Origin of the sequence: Actinomadura sp. 6N118, from assembly GCF_044326415.1 — a bacterium.
GTDB lineage: Bacteria > Actinomycetota > Actinomycetes > Streptosporangiales > Streptosporangiaceae > Spirillospora.
Map to the genome: position 1 here is coordinate 670,658 of NZ_JBIRAZ010000002.1, position 21,851 is coordinate 692,508.

The 21,851-nt window shown below is 72.0% G+C and carries 19 protein-coding genes; 18 read left to right on the forward strand and 1 reads right to left on the reverse strand.

What is annotated here, in order from left to right:
• The first annotated feature begins 161 nt into the window (after positions 1 to 161).
• The 18 genes from rsmH to ACH34W_RS07030 all read left to right on the forward strand — a co-directional run bounded on the left by rsmH (position 162) and on the right by ACH34W_RS07030 (position 21,041).
• Positions 162 to 1,139 carry a 16S rRNA (cytosine(1402)-N(4))-methyltransferase RsmH gene (rsmH, locus tag ACH34W_RS06945; RefSeq protein WP_395959860.1) on the forward strand — a complete coding sequence of 326 codons (978 nt, stop codon included), beginning with the start codon at positions 162 to 164 and terminating at the stop codon, positions 1,137 to 1,139.
• Positions 1,136 to 1,885 carry a hypothetical protein gene (locus ACH34W_RS06950; protein WP_395959861.1) on the forward strand — a complete coding sequence of 250 codons (750 nt, stop codon included), beginning with the start codon at positions 1,136 to 1,138 and terminating at the stop codon, positions 1,883 to 1,885. The genes rsmH and ACH34W_RS06950 overlap by 4 nt, the downstream gene beginning before the upstream one ends.
• Positions 1,886 to 1,910: 25 nt before the next feature.
• Positions 1,911 to 4,094: a peptidoglycan D,D-transpeptidase FtsI family protein gene (locus ACH34W_RS06955; RefSeq protein WP_395959862.1), complete on the forward strand. Its 2,184-nt coding sequence runs from the start codon at positions 1,911 to 1,913 to the stop codon at positions 4,092 to 4,094.
• Positions 4,095 to 4,196: 102 nt separating this feature from the next.
• Positions 4,197 to 5,756: a UDP-N-acetylmuramoyl-L-alanyl-D-glutamate--2,6-diaminopimelate ligase gene (locus ACH34W_RS06960; protein ID WP_395959863.1), complete on the forward strand. Its 1,560-nt coding sequence runs from the start codon at positions 4,197 to 4,199 to the stop codon at positions 5,754 to 5,756.
• Positions 5,753 to 7,156 carry a UDP-N-acetylmuramoyl-tripeptide--D-alanyl-D-alanine ligase gene (gene murF / locus ACH34W_RS06965; protein WP_395959864.1) on the forward strand — a complete coding sequence of 468 codons (1,404 nt, stop codon included), beginning with the start codon at positions 5,753 to 5,755 and terminating at the stop codon, positions 7,154 to 7,156. The genes ACH34W_RS06960 and murF overlap by 4 nt, the downstream gene beginning before the upstream one ends.
• Positions 7,157 to 7,259: 103 nt before the next feature.
• Positions 7,260 to 8,321, forward strand: coding sequence for a phospho-N-acetylmuramoyl-pentapeptide-transferase (mraY, locus tag ACH34W_RS06970; RefSeq protein WP_395959865.1), 1,062 nt, complete (start codon positions 7,260 to 7,262; stop codon positions 8,319 to 8,321).
• Positions 8,303 to 9,718: a UDP-N-acetylmuramoyl-L-alanine--D-glutamate ligase gene (gene murD / locus ACH34W_RS06975; protein ID WP_395959866.1), complete on the forward strand. Its 1,416-nt coding sequence runs from the start codon at positions 8,303 to 8,305 to the stop codon at positions 9,716 to 9,718. Before mraY ends, murD begins: the two co-directional genes overlap by 19 nt.
• Before the next feature lie 10 nt (positions 9,719 to 9,728).
• Complete coding sequence (gene ftsW, locus ACH34W_RS06980; RefSeq protein WP_395959867.1) at positions 9,729 to 11,027, forward strand: putative lipid II flippase FtsW; 1,299 nt, start codon at positions 9,729 to 9,731, stop codon at positions 11,025 to 11,027.
• 37 nt (positions 11,028 to 11,064) lie between these two features.
• The gene (gene murG / locus ACH34W_RS06985) at positions 11,065 to 12,159 is read left to right on the forward strand and encodes an undecaprenyldiphospho-muramoylpentapeptide beta-N-acetylglucosaminyltransferase (protein ID WP_395959868.1); all 1,095 of its coding nucleotides are present in this window, start codon (positions 11,065 to 11,067) and stop codon (positions 12,157 to 12,159) included.
• 43 nt (positions 12,160 to 12,202) lie between these two features.
• Complete coding sequence (murC, locus tag ACH34W_RS06990; protein WP_395959869.1) at positions 12,203 to 13,609, forward strand: UDP-N-acetylmuramate--L-alanine ligase; 1,407 nt, start codon at positions 12,203 to 12,205, stop codon at positions 13,607 to 13,609.
• 9 nt (positions 13,610 to 13,618) lie between these two features.
• Positions 13,619 to 14,383 carry a cell division protein FtsQ/DivIB gene (locus ACH34W_RS06995; RefSeq protein WP_395959870.1) on the forward strand — a complete coding sequence of 255 codons (765 nt, stop codon included), beginning with the start codon at positions 13,619 to 13,621 and terminating at the stop codon, positions 14,381 to 14,383.
• Positions 14,384 to 14,830: 447 nt separating this feature from the next.
• On the forward strand, positions 14,831 to 16,276 hold the full coding sequence (gene ftsZ / locus ACH34W_RS07000) for a cell division protein FtsZ (protein ID WP_395959871.1): 1,446 nt from the start codon (positions 14,831 to 14,833) through the stop codon (positions 16,274 to 16,276).
• Positions 16,273 to 17,025: a peptidoglycan editing factor PgeF gene (gene pgeF / locus ACH34W_RS07005; protein ID WP_395959872.1), complete on the forward strand. Its 753-nt coding sequence runs from the start codon at positions 16,273 to 16,275 to the stop codon at positions 17,023 to 17,025. The genes ftsZ and pgeF overlap by 4 nt, the downstream gene beginning before the upstream one ends.
• 40 nt (positions 17,026 to 17,065) lie before the next feature.
• The gene (locus ACH34W_RS07010; RefSeq protein WP_395959873.1) at positions 17,066 to 17,767 is read left to right on the forward strand and encodes a YggS family pyridoxal phosphate-dependent enzyme; all 702 of its coding nucleotides are present in this window, start codon (positions 17,066 to 17,068) and stop codon (positions 17,765 to 17,767) included.
• A 123-nt stretch (positions 17,768 to 17,890) separates the two neighbouring features.
• A complete protein-coding gene (locus tag ACH34W_RS07015) occupies positions 17,891 to 18,445 on the forward strand; it encodes a cell division protein SepF (protein WP_395959874.1) in 555 nt (184 codons plus the stop codon).
• A gap of 21 nt (positions 18,446 to 18,466) precedes the next feature.
• Entirely contained in the window at positions 18,467 to 18,751 is a 285-nt protein-coding gene (locus ACH34W_RS07020) for a YggT family protein (protein ID WP_395959875.1), read from the forward strand.
• 49 nt (positions 18,752 to 18,800) lie between these two features.
• Positions 18,801 to 19,718 (forward strand): DivIVA domain-containing protein, encoded by a 918-nt coding sequence (locus ACH34W_RS07025; RefSeq protein ID WP_395959876.1) that lies wholly within the window; start codon positions 18,801 to 18,803, stop codon positions 19,716 to 19,718.
• Positions 19,719 to 19,880: 162 nt separating this feature from the next.
• Entirely contained in the window at positions 19,881 to 21,041 is a 1,161-nt protein-coding gene (locus tag ACH34W_RS07030; protein ID WP_395959877.1) for a hypothetical protein, read from the forward strand.
• 13 nt (positions 21,042 to 21,054) lie between these two features.
• Here the strand turns inward: ACH34W_RS07030 and ACH34W_RS07035 are convergent, their stop codons facing one another.
• Positions 21,055 to 21,813, reverse strand: coding sequence for a DUF1707 domain-containing protein (locus ACH34W_RS07035; protein ID WP_395959878.1), 759 nt, complete (start codon positions 21,811 to 21,813; stop codon positions 21,055 to 21,057).
• Between the last annotated feature and the right edge of the window lie 38 nt (positions 21,814 to 21,851).

Here is a 21,851-nt window from a genome sequence, read left to right on the forward strand (position 1 = left end):
GGCAGCGGATGGGGACCTGGCCGGGCGAGGCCGCCGGGGGACACGCGACAGCCCGCCCAGAGAGCACGCCGCGACAGGCGCGCACAAGGGGGCGGCGGGCGACGTGAGGCCGGCGATGCCACACAGTCCGCGAGCGAGGTGGCAGCACAAGGGGGTGAAGCATGGACGTGGGGGACCACGCAGCCGACGCCGGTCACGTACCGGTCATGCTCGACCGCGTTCTGGAGCTTCTCGCGCCCGCGTTGCAGGTCAGCGGCAGGGCGCCCGTCTACGTCGACGGCACCCTCGGCATGGGGGGCCACGCCGAGGCCATGCTTTCGGCCCACCCCGAGCTCCGCCTCATCGGCCTCGACCGCGACACCACCGCGCTGGAGCGTTCGGCCAAGCGCCTGGAACGATTCGGTGACCGGGTGACCCTGGAGCACGCCGTCTACGACGAGCTGCCGGAGGTCCTCGACCGGCTGGGCGTGCCCGTGGTGGACGCCGTCCTGTTCGACCTCGGGGTCTCGTCCCCGCAACTGGACGAGGCCGACCGCGGCTTCGCCTATTCCTATGACGCCCCGCTCGACATGCGGATGGACCGCACGCAGAGCCTCACGGCGGCCGAGGTGGTCAACGGCTACCCGCCGGCGGAGCTCGCCCGCATCCTGCGCGAGTACGGAGAGGAACGGTTCGCCCAGCGCATCGCCGCCGCCATCGTGCGCGAGCGTGAGAAGGCGCCCCTCGACTCGACCCGCCGGCTCGCCGACCTGGTGCGCACGTCCATCCCGGCCGCGACCCGCCGCACCGGCGGCAACCCGGCCAAGCGCACCTTCCAGGCGCTGCGCATCGAGGTGAACGGGGAGCTCGACACCTGGCGGCGGGCCCTGCCGGCCGCACTCGGCGCCCTGCCGGTCGGCGGCCGGATCGTCGTGCTCAGCTACCACTCGCTCGAGGACCGCATCACCAAGCAGATCCTCGCCGCGCAGGCCGCCGACACGACCCCACCGGACCTGCCGGTGCCGCTGCCCGCGCACCAGCCGCGCTTCCGGCTGCTGACGCGCGGCGCCGAGCTGCCGTCCGACGAGGAGACCACGACCAACCCACGGGCCGGGTCGGTGCGCATGCGCGCCGCGGAACGGGTCCGGGAGGCGACATGACCACGACGAGCACACGCGGGCCGGGCGCCGGCGGCACGACCAGGTCCCGGACCGGCAAGCGCAAGCCCGGCGCGGCGCCCCCGCCCGAGCCGGGCGAGGACGCGAAGACCGGGGCCAAGACGGCGGTCAAGCCCGCGTCCAAGCCCGCGTCCAAACCTGCGTCGAAGACCGCGCCGAAGACCGCGCCGAAGGCCGCGTCGAAGACCGTGCCCAAAGCTCGTCCGGCGGCGGCCCGCCAGGTGGCCCCGCCGCGCACGCCGTTCGTACTGCTCATCGTCGGGCTGATGGGCGGCGCGCTGGTCAGTCTCCTGCTGCTCAACACCGTGCTCGCCGAAGACTCGTTCCGCCTGACCGAGCTGCAGAGCAACAACAAGCTGCTCGACCAGCAGCGCCAGGCGCTCGAACGGGAGATCGCGCGCGAGGAGTCGCCCGAACGGCTGCGGCAGAAGGCCGAGGCCCTCGGGATGGAGCTGCCGGATCGGTCGAGCTACATCGATCCGATGACCGGCCAGGTGACCGAGGTCGGCGGCGCCGTCCGGCCGCTGCCGGGCGCCGCCGCGGCGGCCGCGGCGGCGGCCGGAGCCGTCGGCGTGCCCGCCGTCGTGGTCCCCGGCCAGGGCGTGCCGACCGCACCCGGCGGCCGGTCCACCTCACCGGGCAGCACGACACCGGGCAGCACGACACCGGGCACCACGACTCCGGGCACCACGCAGCAGGCACCCCGCACGGGGGCCGGTACGCCGTGATCGGACGGTACGAGCGGAGCGCAGGATGACACGGCCGGGACGCGGGGCGGCAGGGCCGCCCCCGGGCCGTGGGCGCGGCCCCCAAGGGCGCGGCCCCACGGGCGCCCCGGGCCGTGACGAAAAGAGCGGCCCGGGCGCGGCGCGCGCGTCCGGGCGTCAAACCGGTAACCCCCCGCGCCCGTCCACCCCGCCCCGGTCCGGCAAGGACCGTGGCTCCTCCCGGCGGACGGGCCGGGGCGGCACCGTTCCGCCGCAGCGCAAGGACGGCACGGGCAAGCAGCCCGAAGGCAAGGCGAAGACCCCTGCAAAGACCGGCAGGTCCGCGCGGAAGGCCGCGGAGGGCAAGGGTGGCACCAGGCCGGCCGCCGGCCGCCGCACCCGCTCGGCGGGGTCGGGCTCGGGCGGCAGGCGGCCGCCACAGCGCCGGCCACAGCGCAGGTCAGCCGGGCCCCCGCAGCGGCCACGCGTCCCCTTCCACCGCCGTGACCCGATCAAGCGCCTGAACGTGGGGCTCCTCGTGGTCGCGTTCGTGTTGTCGCTGTTCGCCGGGCGTCTCGTCCAGCTGCAGACGATCGAGTCGGGCAAATACACCGAGCTCGCCATGAAGCAGCGGCTCCAGGACATCGTCCTGCCCGCCATCCGCGGCGACATCACCGACGCGCAGGGCAATCCCCTCGCGATGACGGTGGAGGCGCGCGCGATCTTCGCCGACCCGTACGTCATCAAGCCGGAGAAGCGGCAGGCGATCGTCGCCGCGATCTCACCCATTCTCGGGCTGCCGCCGGCCGATGTGATGAGGGTCATCAGCAAGCCCAAGAGCCGGTTCGAATACCTGGCCCACGGCGTCCCCCCGGACAAGGCGCGGCTGGTGACGGCGCTGAAGTTCCTCGGCATCGGCACGCTGCCCGAATACCGCCGCGACTATCCCAACGACACGCTGGCCGCCGACGTCGTCGGGTTCGTCAACCGCGCGGGCGACGGCGCCGCCGGCCTCGAGTCGGCCATGAACAAGCAGCTCGCCGGGCGCAACGGGGCGCAGAAGATCGAGATCAGCCCGGACGGCCAGCACATCCCGATGGGAGAGGACCAGAAGCGGCCCTCCGTGCCCGGGCGGGGTCTGCGCCTGACGTTGCTGCGCGACCTCCAGGACAAGGCGCAGCAGGAGATCGAGGCCCAGGTGAGGGCCACCCAGGCGCGCAGCGGCAGTGTGATCGTGATGGATCCGCGCACCGGCCAGATCCTCGCGATGGCCTCGTCCCCGGGCTTCGACCCCAACAACTACACGAAGTCGCCGCCGTCGACATGGGGCAACCCGATCGTGCAGGAGGCGTTCGAGCCCGGCAGCACCAACAAGGTCATCACGGCCGCGGCGGCGATGGAGCAGGGCGGGATACGGCCCGACACCGAGTTCGAGGTGCCCTACTCGATCCGCCGGTCGGACCGCGTCTTCCACGACTCCAGCAGGCACGCGACCGAGCGGCTGACCTTCGCGGGCGTGCTCGCCAAGTCGAGCAACGTCGGCACCATCCTGGCCAGCGAGCGCATCACGCAGGACACGCTCTACCGCTACCTGCGCGCGTTCGGTCTCGGCGAGCCGACCCGCATCGGGCTGCCCGCCGAGACCGCAGGCCAGCTCAGCCCGCCGCACAAGTGGTCCGGCACCGACCGCTACCCGATCGCGTTCGGGCAGACCGTCTCGGGCAACGCCCTGCAGATGGCCAGCGTCTACGCCACCCTCGCCAACGGCGGCGTACGGGTCGCGCCGCAGCTGATCGCGGGCACCCTCGGCGAGGACAAGTCCTTCACCGCCGCGCCGCCGCCCCAGCAGAGGCGGGTGATCAGCGCGGAGACCGCCCGTCAGATCAGGGACATGCTGGAGGGCGTCACGACCGCCGACGGCACCGCCCCCAAGGCCAAGGTCAACGGCTACCGGGTCGCGGGCAAGACCGGCACCGCCGAGATCGTCAACCCGAACTGCGGCTGCTACACAGGGGGCGGCTACACCGCGTCCTTCGCCGGGTTCGCCCCTGCCGACGACCCGCAGCTGGTCGTCCAGGTCGTCCTGCAGGCTCCGAAGCGGGGGAGCCACTATGGTGGCGATGTCGCGGCCCCCGTCTTCAAGGACGTGATGAGTTTCGCCCTGCAGACTCGCAAGATTCCGCCTACGGGGAGCAAAGCGCCGAGCATCAAGATCTACGCCCGCGACTGACCGCAGCGAGTACGCTCTCTCGCCGTGAGTCCAGCACCGCCCACCCAGATGCCGTCTTCACTCCCACCGCCCACCCAGAGCCCACGTACCGAAAGACACGCCATGCGCCCGACGACCAACCCAGCCCGTCCGCTGTCCGGGCTGGCCGTGCTGCTGGGCGCCGAGACGGTCGTGGACCTGCTGACGGACCGGACGGCGGATCCGGCCACGACCGTGGTGACCGGCATCACGCACGACTCGCGGGCGGTGCTGCGCGGGGACCTGTACGTGGCGCTGCCCGGCGCCCGGATGCACGGCGCGGAGTTCGCCGCCCAGGCGGCCGAGGCGGGCGCCGCCGCGATCCTCACCGATGCCGCCGGACGTGACCGCGCCGCCCGGACGGGCCTGCCGGTGCTCGTGGTGGACGGGGTACGGGCGCGGCTCGGCGACGCAGCCGCGTGGGTGTACGGCGAGCCCGTCCAGGACCTGACGCTCATCGGGGTGACGGGAACCAGCGGCAAGACCACGACCGTCTACCTCCTCGAGGCCGGACTGCGCGCGGCCGGAGTGGAGACCGGTGTGGTCGGGACCGTGGAGATGCGGATCGGCGACCGCAGGGTGCCCAGCGCGCTGACCACCCCCGAGGCGACCGACCTGCACGCGCTGTTCGCGATGATGCGCGAGCGGGGCGTCGGGGCCGCCGCCATGGAGGTCTCCAGCCACGCCCTGGAGCAGGGCCGGGTCGGCGGCGCCGCCTACGAGGTGGCGATCTTCACGAATCTCTCCCAGGACCACCTGGACTACCACCCGACGATGGAGGACTACTTCGCCGCCAAGGCGAGGCTGTTCACCCCGGCCTACAGCCGCGTCGGCGTGGTCAACTTCGACGACCACTACGGACGCCGGCTGGTCGACGTGGCCGCCGTGCCCATCACCACGTTCTCGGCCACCGGCGACCCGGCCGCCGACTGGCGGGCCGACGACGTCCGCCTGGGCGCCGACGGCAGCGTCTTCCGGGTCGTGGGCCCGGGCGGCATCGAGGCCGACGCGACCGTCCAGCTCGCCGGGCCGTTCAACGTGGCCAACGCGCTCGCCGCGATCGTGGCCCTGGTGGAGGCCGGCATCCCGCTGCAGACGGCGGTGGCCGGAGTCGGCTCGCTCCCGGGCGTGCCGGGCCGCCTGGAACGGGTCGACGAGGGACAGGAGTTCGTGGCCCTCGTCGACTACTCCCACAAACCCGGTGCCGTCGAGGCGGTGCTGACCTCGCTGCGCCCGGTGACCGAGGGCCGCCTGATCATCGTGCTCGGCTGCGGCGGCGACCGTGACCGCGGCAAACGGCCACTGATGGGCGAGGCCGCGGCCCGGCTGGCCGACATGGCCTATTTCACCGACGACAACCCCCGATCCGAGGATCCGCTGGCCATCCTCGCCGCTATGGTCGAGGGCGGGCTCAGGGTGCCGCAGCCCCAGCGCGCGCACCTGGTCATGGAGCCCGACCGGGAGGCCGCCATCCGGCTGGCGATCGGCCGGGCCCGCCGCGGCGACGTGGTGGTCGTCGCGGGCAAGGGCCATGAGCAGGGGCAGTACGTGGCCGGTGAGGTCTTCCCGTTCGACGACCGCGAGGTCGTCCGGGAGGCCCTGCGCGGCCGGAAGAATCTGAGAGGGGACGGGACGCAGGCGTGATTCCGCTTCCGCTGTCGACGATCGCGGAGCTGACCGGGGGGGTTCTCCACACGGAGCGGCCCGAGACCGTTGTCGGCGGTCCCGTCGTCATCGACTCGCGCGCGGTGGAGCCCGGTGCGCTGTTCGCCGCGTTCAAGGGTGAACGCGTGGACGGGCACGACTTCGCCGCCGCGGCGCTGGCCGCGGGCGCCGCCGGGGTGCTGGCTCAGCGCCCGTTCGGCGGGCCGGGCGAGCCCGGCGGGCCGGCCGTCATCGTCGACGACGTGCAGAAGGCCCTGGGCCTGCTCGCCAGGGGGGTGCTGGCCCGCCTGCCGGACACCACCGTCATCGGTGTCACCGGCTCGGCGGGCAAGACCTCCACCAAGGACCTGATCGCGCAGGTCGTGCGCCATTCCGGTGAGACGATCGCGCCGGTCGGCTCGTTCAACAACGAGATCGGGCTGCCGCTCACCGCGCTCCGCGCCGACGAGGGCACCCGGCATCTGGTGCTGGAGATGGGGGCCCGCGGCGTCGGCCACATCGCCTACCTCGCCCGCGTCGCCCGGCCCCGCATCGGCGTGGTGCTGAACGTGGGCACCGCGCACATCGGCGAGTTCGGCAGCCAGGAGATGGTGGCGCGCGCCAAGGGCGAGCTGGTCGAGGCCGTGCCCGCGGGGGGCACGGCGGTGCTCAACGCCGACGACCCGCTCGTGCGGGCCATGGCCGCCCGCACCCCGGCCGAGATCGTGCTGTTCGGCAGGGGGCCGGACGCGACCGTCCGGGCCGCGGACGAGTGGCTGGACGACGCCGGCCGGGCCCGCTTCACCCTGGTCACGCCCGAGGGTTCGCTGCCGGTGGCCTTGCGCCTGCACGGCGCTCACGCGGTCGCCAACGCGCTGGCCGCCGCCGCGGTGGCCCGGGAGGCCGGGATGGAGCTGCACGCCATCGCCGACGCGCTCTCGGCCGCAGAGCCGGCCAGCCGCTGGCGCATGGAGGTCACCGAGAGCCCCAGCGGCGTCACGGTCGTCAACGACGCCTACAACGCCAACCCGGAGTCGATGCGCGCGGCGCTCGACACGCTCGGCCACATGGCGCGGGGGCGGCGCGCGTTCGCGGTATTGGGCGAGATGGCGGAGCTGGGCGCCTCCTCTGTGGCAGAACATGCCAAGATCGGGCAGCATGTCGCGCGCAGCGGTTTGGCCGGCCTCATCGTCGTGGGCGCGGCCGCCGCGCCGATGGCCGATGGGGCCGGGCAAGTGGGGTCATGGACGGGAGAGTGCGTACAGGTGGATGACGTCGGCGCGGCGCTGACCGCGCTCAGGGAGCGGCTCCGGCCGCAGGACGTCGTACTGGTGAAGGGCTCTCGCGTCGCCGGGATGGAACGGGTCGCCGCCGGCCTCCTCGGGGAGGACGGCGCATGACCCGCTCATGGTCGCGGCTGCGCCGCTCCGGGTCATGGCGCTTTGACGCCTTGTCTTCCCTCGTCGGTCGTTCCTCCCTCCTCGGTCCAGACAAGGCGGCGCCATGACCAACATCATCATCGCCGCCGGCGTGGCCCTGGTGTTCGTCATGGTCGGCACGCCGGTGTGGATCCGCATCGTCAACCGGCTGGGCTACGGGCAGATGATCCGCGAGGAGGGCCCGGAGGCCCACCTCAACAAGCGGGGCACGCCCACCATGGGCGGCACGGTGTTCATCGTCGGCTCGCTCGTCGGCTACTCCGTGGCGCACCTGGCCACCCGGTCGATCCCGACCGTCTCGGGCTTCCTGGTGCTCTTCCTGATGACCGGCCTCGGGCTGGTCGGCTTCGTCGACGACTACATCAAGGTGTTCAAGCAGCGCAGCCTCGGCCTGCGCAGCGGCGCCAAGATGGTCGGCATCGTGGTGGTCGGCGTGATCTTCGCGATCGCCTCCCTCAACTTCCCCAACGGGTACGACATCACCCCGGCGTCCCCGCACCTGTCGTTCCTGCGCGACTTCGAGTGGTCGATCGGCCCGTACCTCTTCGTGGTCTGGGCGCTGCTGCTGATCGCGGCGATGTCCAACGGCGTCAACCTCACCGACGGGCTGGACGGCCTGGCCGCCGGCCCGGCCGGGATGGTGCTCGCCGCGTACGTCATCATCGGCAACTGGCAGCTGCGCAACAGCTGCTACGACTACGGCCTCGCCCCCGGCTGCTACAGCGTGCGCGACCCCCTCGACCTCGCGGTCGTCGCGGCGGCGGTGCTCGGCGGCGTGTTCGGCTTCCTGTGGTGGAACGCCCCGCCCGCCAAGATCTTCATGGGCGACACCGGCTCGCTCGCCCTGGGCGGCGTGCTGGTCGGCCTGGCGATCCTCACCCACACCCAGTTCCTGCTGGCCATCCTGTGCGGCCTGATCGTGATGATCACGATGTCCGTGATCATCCAGGTCGGCAGCTTCAAGATGACCGGCAAACGGGTCTTCAAGATGGCACCCCTCCAGCACCACTTCGAGCTGTCGGGCTGGGCCGAGACCACGATCGTCGTCCGGTTCTGGCTGATGTCGGCGCTCTTCGTGGCGATCGGCCTCGGGCTGTTCTACCTGGAATGGATGCCCAAGCGGTGAGTTCCACCTGGGAGGGTTTGCGCGTCTGCGTCGCGGGGCTCGGCGTCTCGGGCCGGGCAGCGGCCCGCGTGCTCGCCGAACGCGGCGCGCACGTGACGGTCGTCGAGGGCCGTGACGATGAGGCACTCCGCGGCCACGCGGCCGAGCTGGCGGCGTGGGCCGATGCGCACGGATCGTCGGTCACCGTACGGCTCGGCGACGGCGAGACCCTCCCGGACGCCATCGACCTCGTGGTCACCTCGCCGGGCTGGCGTCCGGACGTGCCGCTGCTGGCCGCGGCGGCGCGGGCCGGGATCGAGATCATCGGCGAGGTGGAGTTGGCTTGGAGGCTCCGTGCTGAGGGCAGTGCGCCTTGGCTGGCGCTGACGGGTACTAACGGCAAGACCACGGCGGTACGGATGCTCGCGTGCATCCTCGAAGCCGCCGGGCACCGGACGCTCGCGGTCGGCAACGTCGGCACCCCCATCGTCGAGGCTGTGCTGGAAAAGCACGACGTCCTCGCCGTGGAGCTGTCGAGCTACCAGCTCCACTGGTCGAGCACCGTCACCCCGTTCGCCGCCGCCGTTCTGAACGTGGCGCCCGACCACCTCGACTGGCATGGCTCCTTCGAGGCCTACGCCGCCGCCAAGGGCAAGATCTACGCTCCCGGGACGGTCGCGGTGGTCAACTCCGACGACCCCGTCTCCGTGCGGCTCGGCGGCGAGGGAGCCATCGGCTTCACGCTCGCCGTCCCGCAGCCCGGCCAGCTCGGCGTCGTCGAGGATCTGCTCGTCGACCGGGCACTGGTCCCCGACCCCGAGCACGAGGCCGCCGAGCTCGCCGCGCTGGCCGACGTCCGGCCGTTCGCGCCGCACAACGTCGCCAACGCGCTCGCCGCGGCCGCCCTGGCCCGTGCCTTCGGCGTCCCGCCCGAGGCCGTCCGGGCGGGACTGCGGGAGTTCGTGCCCGACCCGCACCGCATCGCCCATGTCGCCACGCTCGCGGGCGTGGACTACGTCGACGACTCCAAGGCGACCAACCCGCACGCCGCCGCGTCCTCGCTGGCCGCCTGCCGGTCGGCCGTCTGGATCGCCGGGGGGCTGCTGAAGGGCGCCGACGTCGACGATCTGGTGCGTTCCTGCGCCGACCGGCTGCGCGCCGTCGTGCTCCTCGGGGCCGATCGGGCACAAATCGCCACCGCACTCGCGCGACACGCGCCGGAGGTCCCGGTCGTCGACGTCTCCGGCACCGACACTGGGGCGATGGACCGCGTCGTTAGTGAAGCCTCCGCCCTGGCACAGCCCGGGGACACCGTGCTCCTGGCCCCCGCCGGAGCCTCGTTCGACATGTTCACCAGTTACGGAGCGCGCGGCGACGCCTTCGCCGCCGCGGTACGGCGGCTTTCCGAGCGACGGTAGTGGAGCGGGCATGACCGCTGTACCGGCCAAGGACCTGTCCAAGGACCCGTCGTCCAAGGACCTGCCCTCCACGGAAAAGGCCTCGGGGCGTTCCGGACCGCGCGAGCAGGTCGTCGCCGCCGTAGGGCTTCTGGACCGCCCGCTCACCTCGTACTACCTGGTGCTGGGCTGTTCCATGATGCTCTTGGCGCTGGGGCTCACGATGGTGCTGTCGGCGTCCAGCGTGAAGCAACTGCAGGAGACCGGATCGGCCTACACGCTGTTCCAGAAGCAGGCGATGTGGGTGGTGTTCGGGCTGCCCGGCATGTGGCTCGCCTCCCGCATGCCCGTCAAGGCGATCCGTGCGCTGGCGTACCCGCTCCTGCTGCTGTCCATCGTCGCGCTGATCCTGGTGCTGGTGCCGGGCCTCGGCCGTACGGCGGGCGGCGCCACGCGCTGGATCAGCCTCGGGCCGATGCAGATCCAGCCGTCCGAACCCGCCAAGCTGGGCCTGGTGCTCTGGGGCGCCGACCTGCTGGCCCGCAAGGAACGGCTAGGCCAGCTCACCGAGTGGCGGCCGCTGCTCGTGCCCCTGCTTCCCGGCGCGGGGCTGCTGGTCCTCCTGGTGATGCTGGGGAACGACCTCGGCACGACCCTGGTCCTCCTCACGATCTTCCTGGCGCTGCTGTGGGTCGTGGGGGCACCCGCGCGGCTGTTCGTCGGCATCGCCGGGCTGGTGTGCCTGCTGGTGTCGATCCTGATCGTGGTCGAGCCGTACCGCATGCAGCGGCTCACCGGCTTCCTCGACCCCTCGGGCAACCAGCTGACGAGCAACTACCAGGGGCGGCAGGGTTTGTTCGCGGTGGCCTCCGGGGGCTGGTTCGGCACGGGCCTGGGCGAGGGGCGGGCCAAATGGGACTATCTTCCCCATGCCGAAACGGACTTCATCTTCGCGATCGTCGGAGAGGAGTTCGGCCTGGTCGGTACGCTCGTAGTGCTGGGTCTGTTCGGGCTGCTGGCGTACGCCGGGCTGCGGATCGCCAGGAGGGTGAAGGATCCGTTCACCCGCCTCGCCGCGGCCGGGGCGACCGCGTGGCTCGTGGTGCAGGCGATCGTCAACATCGGGGCGGTGATCGGTGTGCTTCCCATCACGGGAATCCCGCTCCCGCTGGTCTCCTACGGCGGTTCGGCGCTGATCCCGACACTGATCGTGCTGGGCGTACTGCTGGCGTTCGCCAAACGGGAGCCGGGGGCGCGCCAGGCACTGGCGGCGCGGGGTCCCGGTCCGGTCTCGCGGGCCCTAAGCTGGCTGGGCCTGGCACGGCGTTGAATCCGCTGATCGACACTTTGAGGAGTTGTCAACGAGCATGAGGGTTGTCCTGGCCGGCGGCGGCACCGCCGGACACATCGAGCCCGCCCTGGCCCTCGCTGACGCGCTGCGCCGCAACGATCCCAACGTCGGGATCACCTGTCTGGGCACGGAACGGGGTCTGGAGACCCGGCTCGTCCCGCAGCGCGGCTACCAGCTCGCCCTGATCCCGCCGGTGCCGCTGCCGCGCACGCTGACTCCGCAGCTGCTGTCGGTGCCCGGCCGGCTGCGCGGCGCGATCAACGCGGCGGCGAACGTCCTCGACCAGGCCCAGGCCGACATTCTCGTCGGCTTCGGCGGCTACGTCGCCACCCCCGGCTATCTGGCGGCGCGCAAGCGCAAGGTCCCGATCATCGTCCACGAGGCCAACCCCAAGCCGGGCCTGGCCAACAAGCTCGGCGCCCGCTTCACCGACCACGTCGCGGTCTCGCACGCCGACTCCCCGCTGCCGGGCGCCACGTTCGTCGGCATCCCGCTGCGCCGCGAGATCGCCACGCTGGACCGGCTGGCGATGGGCGACAAGGCCCGTTCCTACTTCGGGCTGATGCCCGACCTCCCGACGCTGCTGATCTTCGGCGGCTCGCAGGGCGCCCGGTCGCTCAACCGCGCCGCGGTCGCCGCCGCCCCCGCGTTCCGGCAGGCCGGGATCCAGGTCCTGCACATCGTCGGACCCAAGAACACCGAGGAGCCCGAGCCGTCCGCCGGCGGCCCCCAGTACGTCACCATCCCGTACTGTGACCGGATGGACCTGGCCTACGCGGCGGCGGACATGGCCATGTGCCGGGCGGGGGCGATGACCTGCGCCGAGCTGACCGCGGTCGGCCTGCCCGCGGTCTACGTGCCGCTGCCGATCGGCAACGGCGAGCAGCGGCTCAACGCCGAGCCGATCGTCGCCGCGGGCGGCGGGCTGCTCGTCGACGACGCCGAGCTCACGCCGGAGTGGATCGCGCACAGCCTGCTGCCGGTGCTGGCCGACCCGGGCCGGGTGGCCCACATGTCGGAGGCGGCCGGGCGGATGGGCCGGCGCGACGCCGACGTGGCGCTGGCCAAGATGGTGTACGACGTGGTCCGCGCGTCGGGGCGACAGCACTAGGGGGTCGTGAGACAACTCACGACGAGGGGATGAGCGTTACGGGATGAATCTGATCAGTCCTGGCGAGATCGTGCCGGCCGATGAGCTGGGAGCGGTTCACTTCATCGCGATCGGCGGGGCCGGCATGTCCGGGATCGCCCGCATCATGCTCAAGCGCGGCATCGCCGTCTCCGGCAGCGACGCGCGCGACTCCGAGCTGCTGGGGCAGCTCGGCGACCTCGGCGCCAAGGTGTTCGTGGGGCACGACGCGGCCTACGTCGGCGAGGCCGACACGGTCGTGGTGTCCACCGCGATCAGGGACACCAACCCCGAGCTCGTCGCCGCCCGCGAGCGCGGCCTGCGCGTGCTGCACCGTTCGGCCGCGCTGGCCTCGCTGATGGCCGGCCGGCGAGCGGTCGCGGTGGCGGGCACGCACGGCAAGACCACGACGACGTCGATGCTGACCGTCGCGCTGCAGCACGCGGGGGCCGACCCCTCCTACTGCATCGGCGGCCAGCTGGTCACCACCGGCCTCGGCGCGGACGAGGGCACCGGCGACGTCTTCGTGGCCGAGGCCGACGAGAGCGACGGCTCGTTCCTCATGTACACCCCGCACATCGCGATCATCACCAACGTCGAGGCCGACCACCTCGACAACTACGGCGGCTTCGAGAAGGTCAAGGAGAACTTCGCCCGCTTCGTCGAACGGATCGAGCCGGGCGGCACCCTCGTCGCCGGCGCCGACGACCCCGTCGCGATGGAGCTGGCCGTCCAGGCGCGCGAGCGCGGCCTCACCGTCGTCACCTACGGCGAGGCGGCCGGCGCCGATCTCCGCGTGACCGGATTCACTCCGCGCGGGCTGGGCTCCCGCTTCGAGATCGAAGGCCTGGGCGAGGTCGCGCTCGGCGTCCCGGGCCGCCACAACATGCTCAACGCCACCGCGGTGGTCGCGGTGGCACGGGCGCTCGGCCGTGACCTGGCCGACGTCCTCCGGGGCCTGACCGCCTTCGGCGGGGCGATGCGCCGCCTGGAGCCCAAGGGCAAGGCGGGCGGCGTCGAGGTCTTCGACAGCTACGCCCACCACCCGACCGAGCTCTCGGCCGACCTGGAAGCCACCCGCGACTACGTCGACCAGATCGGCGCCGCCAGGATCATCGCTGTCTTCCAGCCGCACCTCTACAGCCGCACCCGTTTCTTCGCCGCGGAGTTCGGCGAGGCCCTCGCGCTGGCTGACGTGGCGGTGGTGCTGGACGTGTACGGCGCGCGTGAAGATCCCGAGCCCGGTGTGACCGGCAAGCTCGTGGCCGACGCCGTCCCGGCGGGCACCGAGACCGTCTACGCCCCGGTCTGGGACGAGGTCCCCGAGACGGTCACCGCGCTCGCCCGTCCCGGCGACGTCGTCATCACCCTCGGTGCGGGCGACGTCACCCTGCTGGGGCCCAAGATCCTCGACCTGATCGCCGCCTCATAGGTGACTGAGATGGGGACGGGCCGGGAATCGGCGATCGAGGATCGTGCCGACGAGCCATCAGACCCGGGCCGGCCGGTGTCCGCCGAACGTCAGCGGGCCGGCCGCTGGAAGGTGCTTTTCGTCACCCTCCTGGTGGTCAGCCTGCTCGGCGCGGCGGCCTGGGTCCTGCTCGGCTCCCGGCTCCTGGTCGTCCGCCACGTCGAGGTCACCGGCACCAAGCTCGCTCCACGCGACCGGGTGGTTGCCGCTGCGGGGATCCGCCTCGGCGGCCCCATGGCCCGCCTTGGCACGGGTTCGGTCCGCGCGCGCGTGGAAAAGCTGCGCGAGGTCGAGTCCGCCCGGATCGAACGGCACTGGCCCGGCACGGTGCGGATCGTCGTCCGTGAACGTGTGCCGCTCGTCACCGTCGAACGCGCCGCCCGCTTCTACCAGCTCGACAAGCACGGCGTGATCGTCACTGACACCCCCGTCCGGCCGGGCCGCATGCCCGGCCTGACGGCGACCGCCCCGGGCCCGACCGACCCGGCCACTCTCGCCGCCCTGCGCGTCGTGGACGCCCTTCCGCCCCGTCTCAGCAAGAGCCTGACCGAGGTGGAGGCCCCCACCCCCGAGTCCGTCACGCTCCGCCTGACCGGCGGCCTCACCGTCGTCTGGGGTTCCGGCGAACGCTCCAGTGAGAAGCTGCGTCTCCTCGACGCCCTCCAGCGCACCGCCGCCGGACGGGCCGCACGGACGATCGACGTGAGCTCTCCGGAAGTGGTGACCACCCGCTGAGCGCCGGAGTCTGGTCCCGTGCGTGTGTCGCGGGGATTCCGGCCGCCCAATGGGGCACGCTTGACGCAAGCGCGGCCGCAGGTGCGAAAGCCGGGCGTGCAGTGCCGGCTCACAAGCACTGCCGGCTCACAAGGAGAATGAGGTCTGATGTCCCGGGTAAGGCGAGGCGCGGTCCACCGCCCTTGGTTCGCCAACCAGGGCAAGTGGCGCGCACTGCGACACGCCGGTGTAGTTGGCGGGAGGTTAGTTGACCCTGGCGGTAAGCCCGCCCTACTGTCCGTATCAGTCTTCAGGTTGACATAACTGTAAGCCTCAAGTTGAGGGTGAGGGTTTGGGTGGTCCTACACCGCCCCGATCCGCACCAGAGCAAGACCAGGTCAGGAACATGGCAGCGGCACGGAATCCGGGCCGGCCGGTTGGATAGAGCGAGCGGAAAGGCCCCTCGTCGTGGCAGCACCGCAGAATTACCTCGCGGTCATCAAAGTCGTCGGTATCGGCGGCGGCGGCGTCAATGCCGTCAACCGGATGATCGAGGAGGGACTCAAGGGCGTCGAGTTCATCGCGATCAACACTGACGCCCAGGCGCTGCTGATGAGTGACGCCGACGTGAAGCTGGACGTGGGGCGTGAGCTCACCCGCGGCCTGGGAGCCGGGGCCAACCCGGACGTGGGCCGCAAGGCCGCCGAAGACCATCGTGAGGAGATCGAAGAGGTCCTCAAGGGCGCCGACATGGTGTTCGTGACGGCGGGGGAGGGCGGCGGCACCGGCACCGGCGGCGCGCCCGTCGTGGCCAACATCGCGCGGTCACTGGGCGCCCTCACGATCGGCGTGGTGACCCGCCCGTTCAGCTTCGAGGGCAAGCGGCGGGCGATGCAGGCCGAGGCCGGCATCGAGACGCTGCGCGACGAGGTCGACACCCTCATCGTGATCCCCAACGACCGGCTGCTGTCGATCTCCGACCGGCAGGTCAGCGTGCTGGACGCGTTCAAGGCCGCCGACCAGGTGCTCCTGTCCGGTGTCCAGGGCATCACCGACCTGATCACCACACCGGGCCTGATCAACCTGGACTTCGCCGACGTCAAGTCGGTCATGTCCGGCGCGGGCTCGGCACTCATGGGCATCGGCTCGGCCCGCGGCGACGACCGCAGCGTGGCCGCCGCCGAGATGGCGATCTCCAGCCCGCTGCTGGAGGCCAGCATCGACGGTGCGCACGGCGTGCTGCTGTCGATCTCCGGCGGGTCCGATCTGGGCCTGTTCGAGATCAACGAGGCGGCGCAGCTGGTGTCGAACGCGGCCGCGCCGGACGCGAACATCATCTTCGGTGCGGTCATCGATGACGCGCTCGGCGACGAGGTCCGGGTGACGGTGATCGCGGCGGGTTTTGACGAGGGGCGCCCTACCAAGCCGGCTCCTGAGCCGGAGGCCAAGCGGGTGCCGCCGCCGCCGCGTCCGGTGCCCCCGCCCCCGACACCGCCCGCGGCGCCGTCCAACCCGATTCCGAGCCGGGTGGGCCGTTCGGAGCCCGCGCCCCAGCCGGCCGGGCAGCAGACCGTCGCCCAGGCCGCGGCGGCGCCCGCTCCGGCCCCCGCCCCGCCGGCGCCTTCCGCACCGGCCCCGCCGCGTGCGGAGCCCGAGCGGCCACAGCAGGGCGGTGACGGCCGGTCGTCGCGGGACGAGTCGCAGTCTTCCGGCGGGTCCGGCGCTCCGGCCGACGACGGCACCGAGCCCGCGCCGCGTCCGCCCGCCCCGCGCCCATCGGCCGAGCCCGCCCCGGCGCGGGTGCATGCCGGCGACAGCGAGAGCGGCTCGGCCTCGACCGGCCCGCGCCGGCGCCCGGTCGTGTTCGACGAGGACGACGATCTCGACGTCCCCGACTTCCTCTTCCTCAAGTGATCACGAACGTCGGGCTGGGCGCGGGTGTCGGCGCGGCGTTCACCGCACGCGCGGGCGGCGTGAGCCGGGCCCCGTACGACTCTCTCAACCTGGGCGGCGCCGTCGGAGACGACGCCGCCTCGGTGCGTGACAACCGGGGTCGCGCCGCCGCCGCCCTCGGCATCGACCCGGCGCGCACCGTCTGGATGCGCCAGGTCCACGGCGCGGACGTCGCGTTCGTCACCGGTCCCGCCTCCCCGGAGGGCGGCGACGGGATCCCGCCGGTGGACGCGATCGTGACGACGGAGCCGGGGCTGGCCCTGGCGGTCCTCGTCGCCGACTGCGCGCCGGTGCTGCTCGCCGACCACGCGGCGGGCGTCGTCGGCGCCGCGCACTCGGGCCGGCCCGGGACGGCCGCCGGGGTGGTCCCGGCCCTGGTCGAGCAGATGTGCGCCAAGGGCGCCGACCCCGCACGGATCCGCGGGGCCATCGGCCCGGCGGCGTGCGGGGGTTGCTACGAGGTGCCCGCCGAGATGCGCGACGAGGTCGCCGAGGCCGTGCCCGAGGCGTACGCGACCACGACGGCCGGTACTCCCGGACTCGACATCCGGGCCGGGATCGCGGCGCAGCTCGCCGCCGTGGGGGTGACCGACGTGCGGATCGACCCCCGGTGCACGATCGAGAGCGGCGAGCTCTTCTCGTTCCGCCGCGAGGGCCGGACAGGGCGGTTCGCTGGATATGTCTGGCTCAGGGGCGGCGGCGATGGCTGACGCTGAAGCACGCAGCAAGATGACTGAAGAACGCAGCAAGATGACTGAAGCACGCAGAGACGAGCTGGCGGCCAATCTGGCCGAGGTCCGCAAGCGGATCGAGGCAGCCTGCACCGCGGCCGGCCGCGACGCGGATGAGATCACGCTGGTCGCGGTGACCAAGACCTTCCCCGCGTCGGACGTGCGGCTGCTGTCCGAGCTCGGCGTGGCCGACGTCGCCGAAAACCGCGACCAGGATGCGGCCCCCAAGGCGGCCGCATGTGAAGGCCTCCCATTGACCTGGCATTTCGTGGGTCAGCTGCAGACCAACAAGGTCCGTTCGGTGGCGTCGTACGCCGACGTCGTGCATTCGGTGGATCGCTCCAAACTGGTGACCGCGCTGGACCGCGCCGCCGGGAGAGCCGGCCGGCGGTTGCGCTGCCTCGTCCAGGTGTCGCTGGACGAACGGGAAGACCGGGGCGGCGCCGCACCGGACGCCGTGCTCACGCTGGCCGACGAGATCGCGGCGGCCGAGTGCCTGGAGCTGGACGGCGTCATGGCGGTCGCACCTCTGGGCGGGGACCCGGCCGAGGCGTTCGCGCGGCTGGCCCGCATCGCGGCGAGGGTAGGGGAATCGCACCCCGCGGCAAGGGTCATCTCGGCGGGTATGAGCGGTGATCTGGAGCCCGCGATCGCATGTGGTGCGACACACGTACGTGTTGGTACGGCGTTGCTCGGCGGCCGACGGGCAATCGTCAGGTAATGTCCCCCCAGTGGTACCTGCCGAAACGGCAGGCCACACCGGCCCGGGGGCGCCTCCGGGCCGGTCGGATCGGTCCGATCGCGGTGCCGGGGCGCCGGGGCCCACAGGACGACGGAGGGGCATATGGCCAGCGCGATGCGCAAGATGGCGGTCTACCTCGGCCTTGTGGAGGACGACCGATACGACGACAAGTACGCCAAGTACGACGATTACGACGAGTACGAGGTGTACGACGACGAGGCCGATCCGGGCTCGGGGCGGCAGGGCCGGCTCCGGGACGACGAGTCCGCGGCGCAGCTTACCCGAGCGGAGGACGGCGCGGACCGGGATCGTGATCATCACGCTCCGTCGACCGGCGGGCAGCGGTCGGTAGCGCTGTACGAGTCGGGTACCACAGACCTTGCTCGTATCACTACGCTGCATCCAAGGACCTACAACGAGGCAAGGACCATCGGGGAGCATTTCCGTGAGGGAACGCCGGTGATCATGAACCTGACCGAGATGGTCGACAGCGACGCCAAGCGTCTCGTCGACTTCGCGGCAGGTCTCGTATTCGGCCTGCATGGGAGCATCGAGCGTGTTACGAACAAGGTGTTCCTTCTGTCACCTGCCAACGTGGAGGTGACGGCCGAGGACAAGGCCCGGATGGCAGAACGAGGATTCTTCAACCAAAGCTGACAGCCACATGCGAGAGTGTCCGTGACAATCGTTGGAACCGTGCTGAGCGCACTGCTTTACATCTTCCTCCTCTTCCTGATCGGGAGGTTGATCCTCGAAGTCCTGCAGTCGTTCGCGCGTTCATGGCGTCCCACGGGGGTGGTGCTCGTGATCGCGGAGGCGACCTACACCGTCACCGATCCGCCACTGAAGCTCCTGAGACGTTTCATCCCACCCATACGTCTCGGTAACGTGGCACTCGATCTCAGCTTCACGGTCCTCATCCTTGTGGTCTGGGTCATGATCATCTTCGTCCGGGAGCTCTGATCGGATACCGTCCTTTGGGACAGACTCCAAGCGCGCCAAGGAGACGAACATGCCGCTGACACCCGCCGATGTGCGGAACAAGCAGTTCAGTACCACCAGGCTGAGGCCGGGGTACGACGAGGAGGAGGTGGACGCCTTCCTCGACGAGGTCGAGGCTGAGCTCGACCGCCTCATCCAGGAGAACGAGGAGCTGCGCGCGAAGCTGGCCGAGTGCCTGCGCGGCAAGGTCCCCGCGATGGCCGCCCCGATCGTGGAGCCCAAGCCCGACGTCGCCAAGATCCCCGAGCCTCCCCGGCCCGAGCCGCAGCCGCAGCCCGAGCCCGAGCCCGTCATGGGGGGCCTCGGCATGTCCGCCCCGTCCGGCGAGGACAACATGGACACCGCGGCGCGCGTGCTCGCGCTGGCGCAGCAGACCGCCGACCAGGCGATCGCCGACGCCCGCCGCGAGGCGGACGAGACGCTCGGCCGTGCCCGCCGCGAGGCCGAGGAGATCCTCGGCAAGGCCCGCCGGCAGGCCGACCAGATCGTCAGCGAGGCCCGCTCGCGCGCCGAGGCCCTCGACCGCGACGCCCAGGAGCGGCACCGCCAGGTCATGGGTTCCCTCGTGCAGCAGCGCGAGGAGCTTGAGCGTGAGGTCGACAACCTGCGCGCCTTCGAACGGGAATACCGCAGCCGCCTGAAGGTCTACCTGGAGGGCCAGCTGCGCGACCTGGAGGCGGGCAGCGCCGAGGCAGGCGGATTCCCGCCCCCTCCCGGCGGCCAGAGCGTTCAGGCGGGCACCCAGACCGGCCCGCAGAACGCCATCCCGCACGCGGAAAACCGCAACGGCACCGCCGGCTCGACGGCGACCGGCCCCGCGCCGTTCCCGCCGCCCGCGGAGCCCGCTCAGCACAGCCAGCAGGTCCAGCACTCGGCCACCGGCGCGTTCCACTCGGGCGGCGACAACCCGCCGCACGAGAGGCGTTGAGGCGCATCGCTCAGGCGATAGTGTCTTCCCGACCGCCGCGCCGCGGATGGCGCCGTAGCCATCCCGGCGGCGTTCGGCGTTCCGGAACGTCGTTGGTCGCCTCCGGGCCTGTTCATTAGGTGCAGGCGGCCCGGAGCGTGCGCCTGATAGAGGGAGAGACCCTTGATCATCCTGAGTGGCGTCCTCGTCGTCGTCGCCATCGCCCTGCTGGTCGCGGGCATCGTGGCCGGCAACGGAGAGAGTGCACAGGTCCTCGGGCTGGACGCGCTGGTGGTGATCTACATCTCGATCGCCGTCAGTGTCGTGTCCGCGTTGTGCCTGGCCCTCGGGGTGTTCCTGCGGCGCAAGGAGTTGTTCGGCGCGGGAGCGGTGCCGTCCGCCGCCAAGAACAAGCGGAAGAGCAAGAGCAAGAAGGCCCCCCCGGTGCGGACCAAGACGGCTCCCGCCAAGGACGAGCCCGCCGACACCGAGGTCACCATCCCCGCTCCTCCGGCCAACGTCCCGGATGACGCCGTGGTCTTCGTGGTCCGCGGTCGCAAGCGTTACCACCTCAGCACTTGCCGTCAGCTCGCCGGTCGTGACAAGGAAGAGCTGACCTACGTCGAGGCCAAGGAAGAGGGCTTCAGCCCCTGCACGGCCTGCATGCCCGACACCGCACTGGCGGCGCGCGCCGCGGTGTCGGTCCCTGCGGCCTCCGCAGAGGCGAAGGCCAAGACGGCTGAGCTTCCCCGCACCCCGTCGAAGGGTGCCCCGGCCAAGCCGCAGGCGACACCGGCGAAGGGCCCGGCGGCTCCTCGGGAGCCCCAGCCGTCCGCATCAGCGGCCCCTACGGCGCCCGCCCCGGTGCAAGACATCACACAGGCCGCGGCCAAGCCCGCCCAGCGCAAGCCCGCGGAGAAGCCCGCCGACTCCGGCTCGGGCCTCCCGTCAGCCTGGCCCGCGCCCGCCTCGCCGGTCGGTGACATCGCACGGGCCGCGTCCAAGCCTGACCCGAGGCCGTCTGACCCGAGCCCATCTGACCCGAGCCCGTCGCTGGTCGAGCGGACGGTGACCGACCGCCCCGTCGCCGCCGAGCCGCCCGCAGGCGAGGCGAAGCAGGAAGCCGCCCCGCCCAAGCCCCGCGCTTCCGCCGAGCCCGACGAGGGCCCGCAGGTGCGGATCCTCAGCGGCACCAAGCGTTACCACCGCACCGATTGCGCCCTCATCGAGGACATCGGCGACGAGGCCGACGACCTCGAGGCGCTCTCCCGCGCGGAGGCCAAGGCCCGCGGCTGCACCCCGTGCCTGGTCTGCCAGCCCGACAAGGAGCGCGCCCGGGACTGACCCGGTCCAGGTGTCAGGAGTGGTTGCGGCGGGCGGAGCGTCGCGCCTCCCGGAGCTCCCGGAGACGCTCGCGGCGGTCGTGGTGGATTTCGCGGTGCTGATGGTGGAGTTCGCGGTGGAGTTCGCGGACCGCTTCGCGGCGGCGCTTCTCGCCGGGCTCGCGGCGGTGCACGTCCACGCCGCCGAAGAGGGTGAAGCCGGTCAGGCGGATGGTCGGGGCGTCGGGGCCGAGGTCGTCGTCCTCGGGGAGGCTCACGCCGCCGAAGACGGCCGAGTTGGAGTTGATGACGCGGACGCCCGGGGGGACGGTGACGTCGACGCCGCCGAAGATGCAGGTGATGTTGACGGTGACCTCGCGCTGGGAGAGCACCGCCCGCCGGAAGTCGAGCTCCACGCCGCCGAAGACGCAGCTGACGTTCGTCTGCGGTTCGACGAGCCAGCGGCCGCGGCGGTCGGCGCCAGCGAAGACCGCCACAATGCTGGTGGACTGTGGGGCGGGCGGTGGCTCGGCCGCGTCCCCGTTAAGCGGATCCCTGGCGAGCGCGTCCCTGGTGAGCCCGTCCTTGGTGAGGCGGACCGCGGGGCCGGTCTCGCCGGGGAGATCCCGCAGGACCGGCTCCAGGTCGGCGTAGGTCTTGGCCTGGTAGACCACGTCGATGCGCTCGCCGTGCTCCTCCGGCGTGATGCGGCCCTCGGCGAGGGCCTCGCGCAGCCGGTCGGCGACCCGGTCGCGGTCGGCGTCGGACGCGCGGAGGTTCTCAGAGTCGTTCACGCGAGCCATCATCTCAAACGCGATGTGTCTCGAAAAAG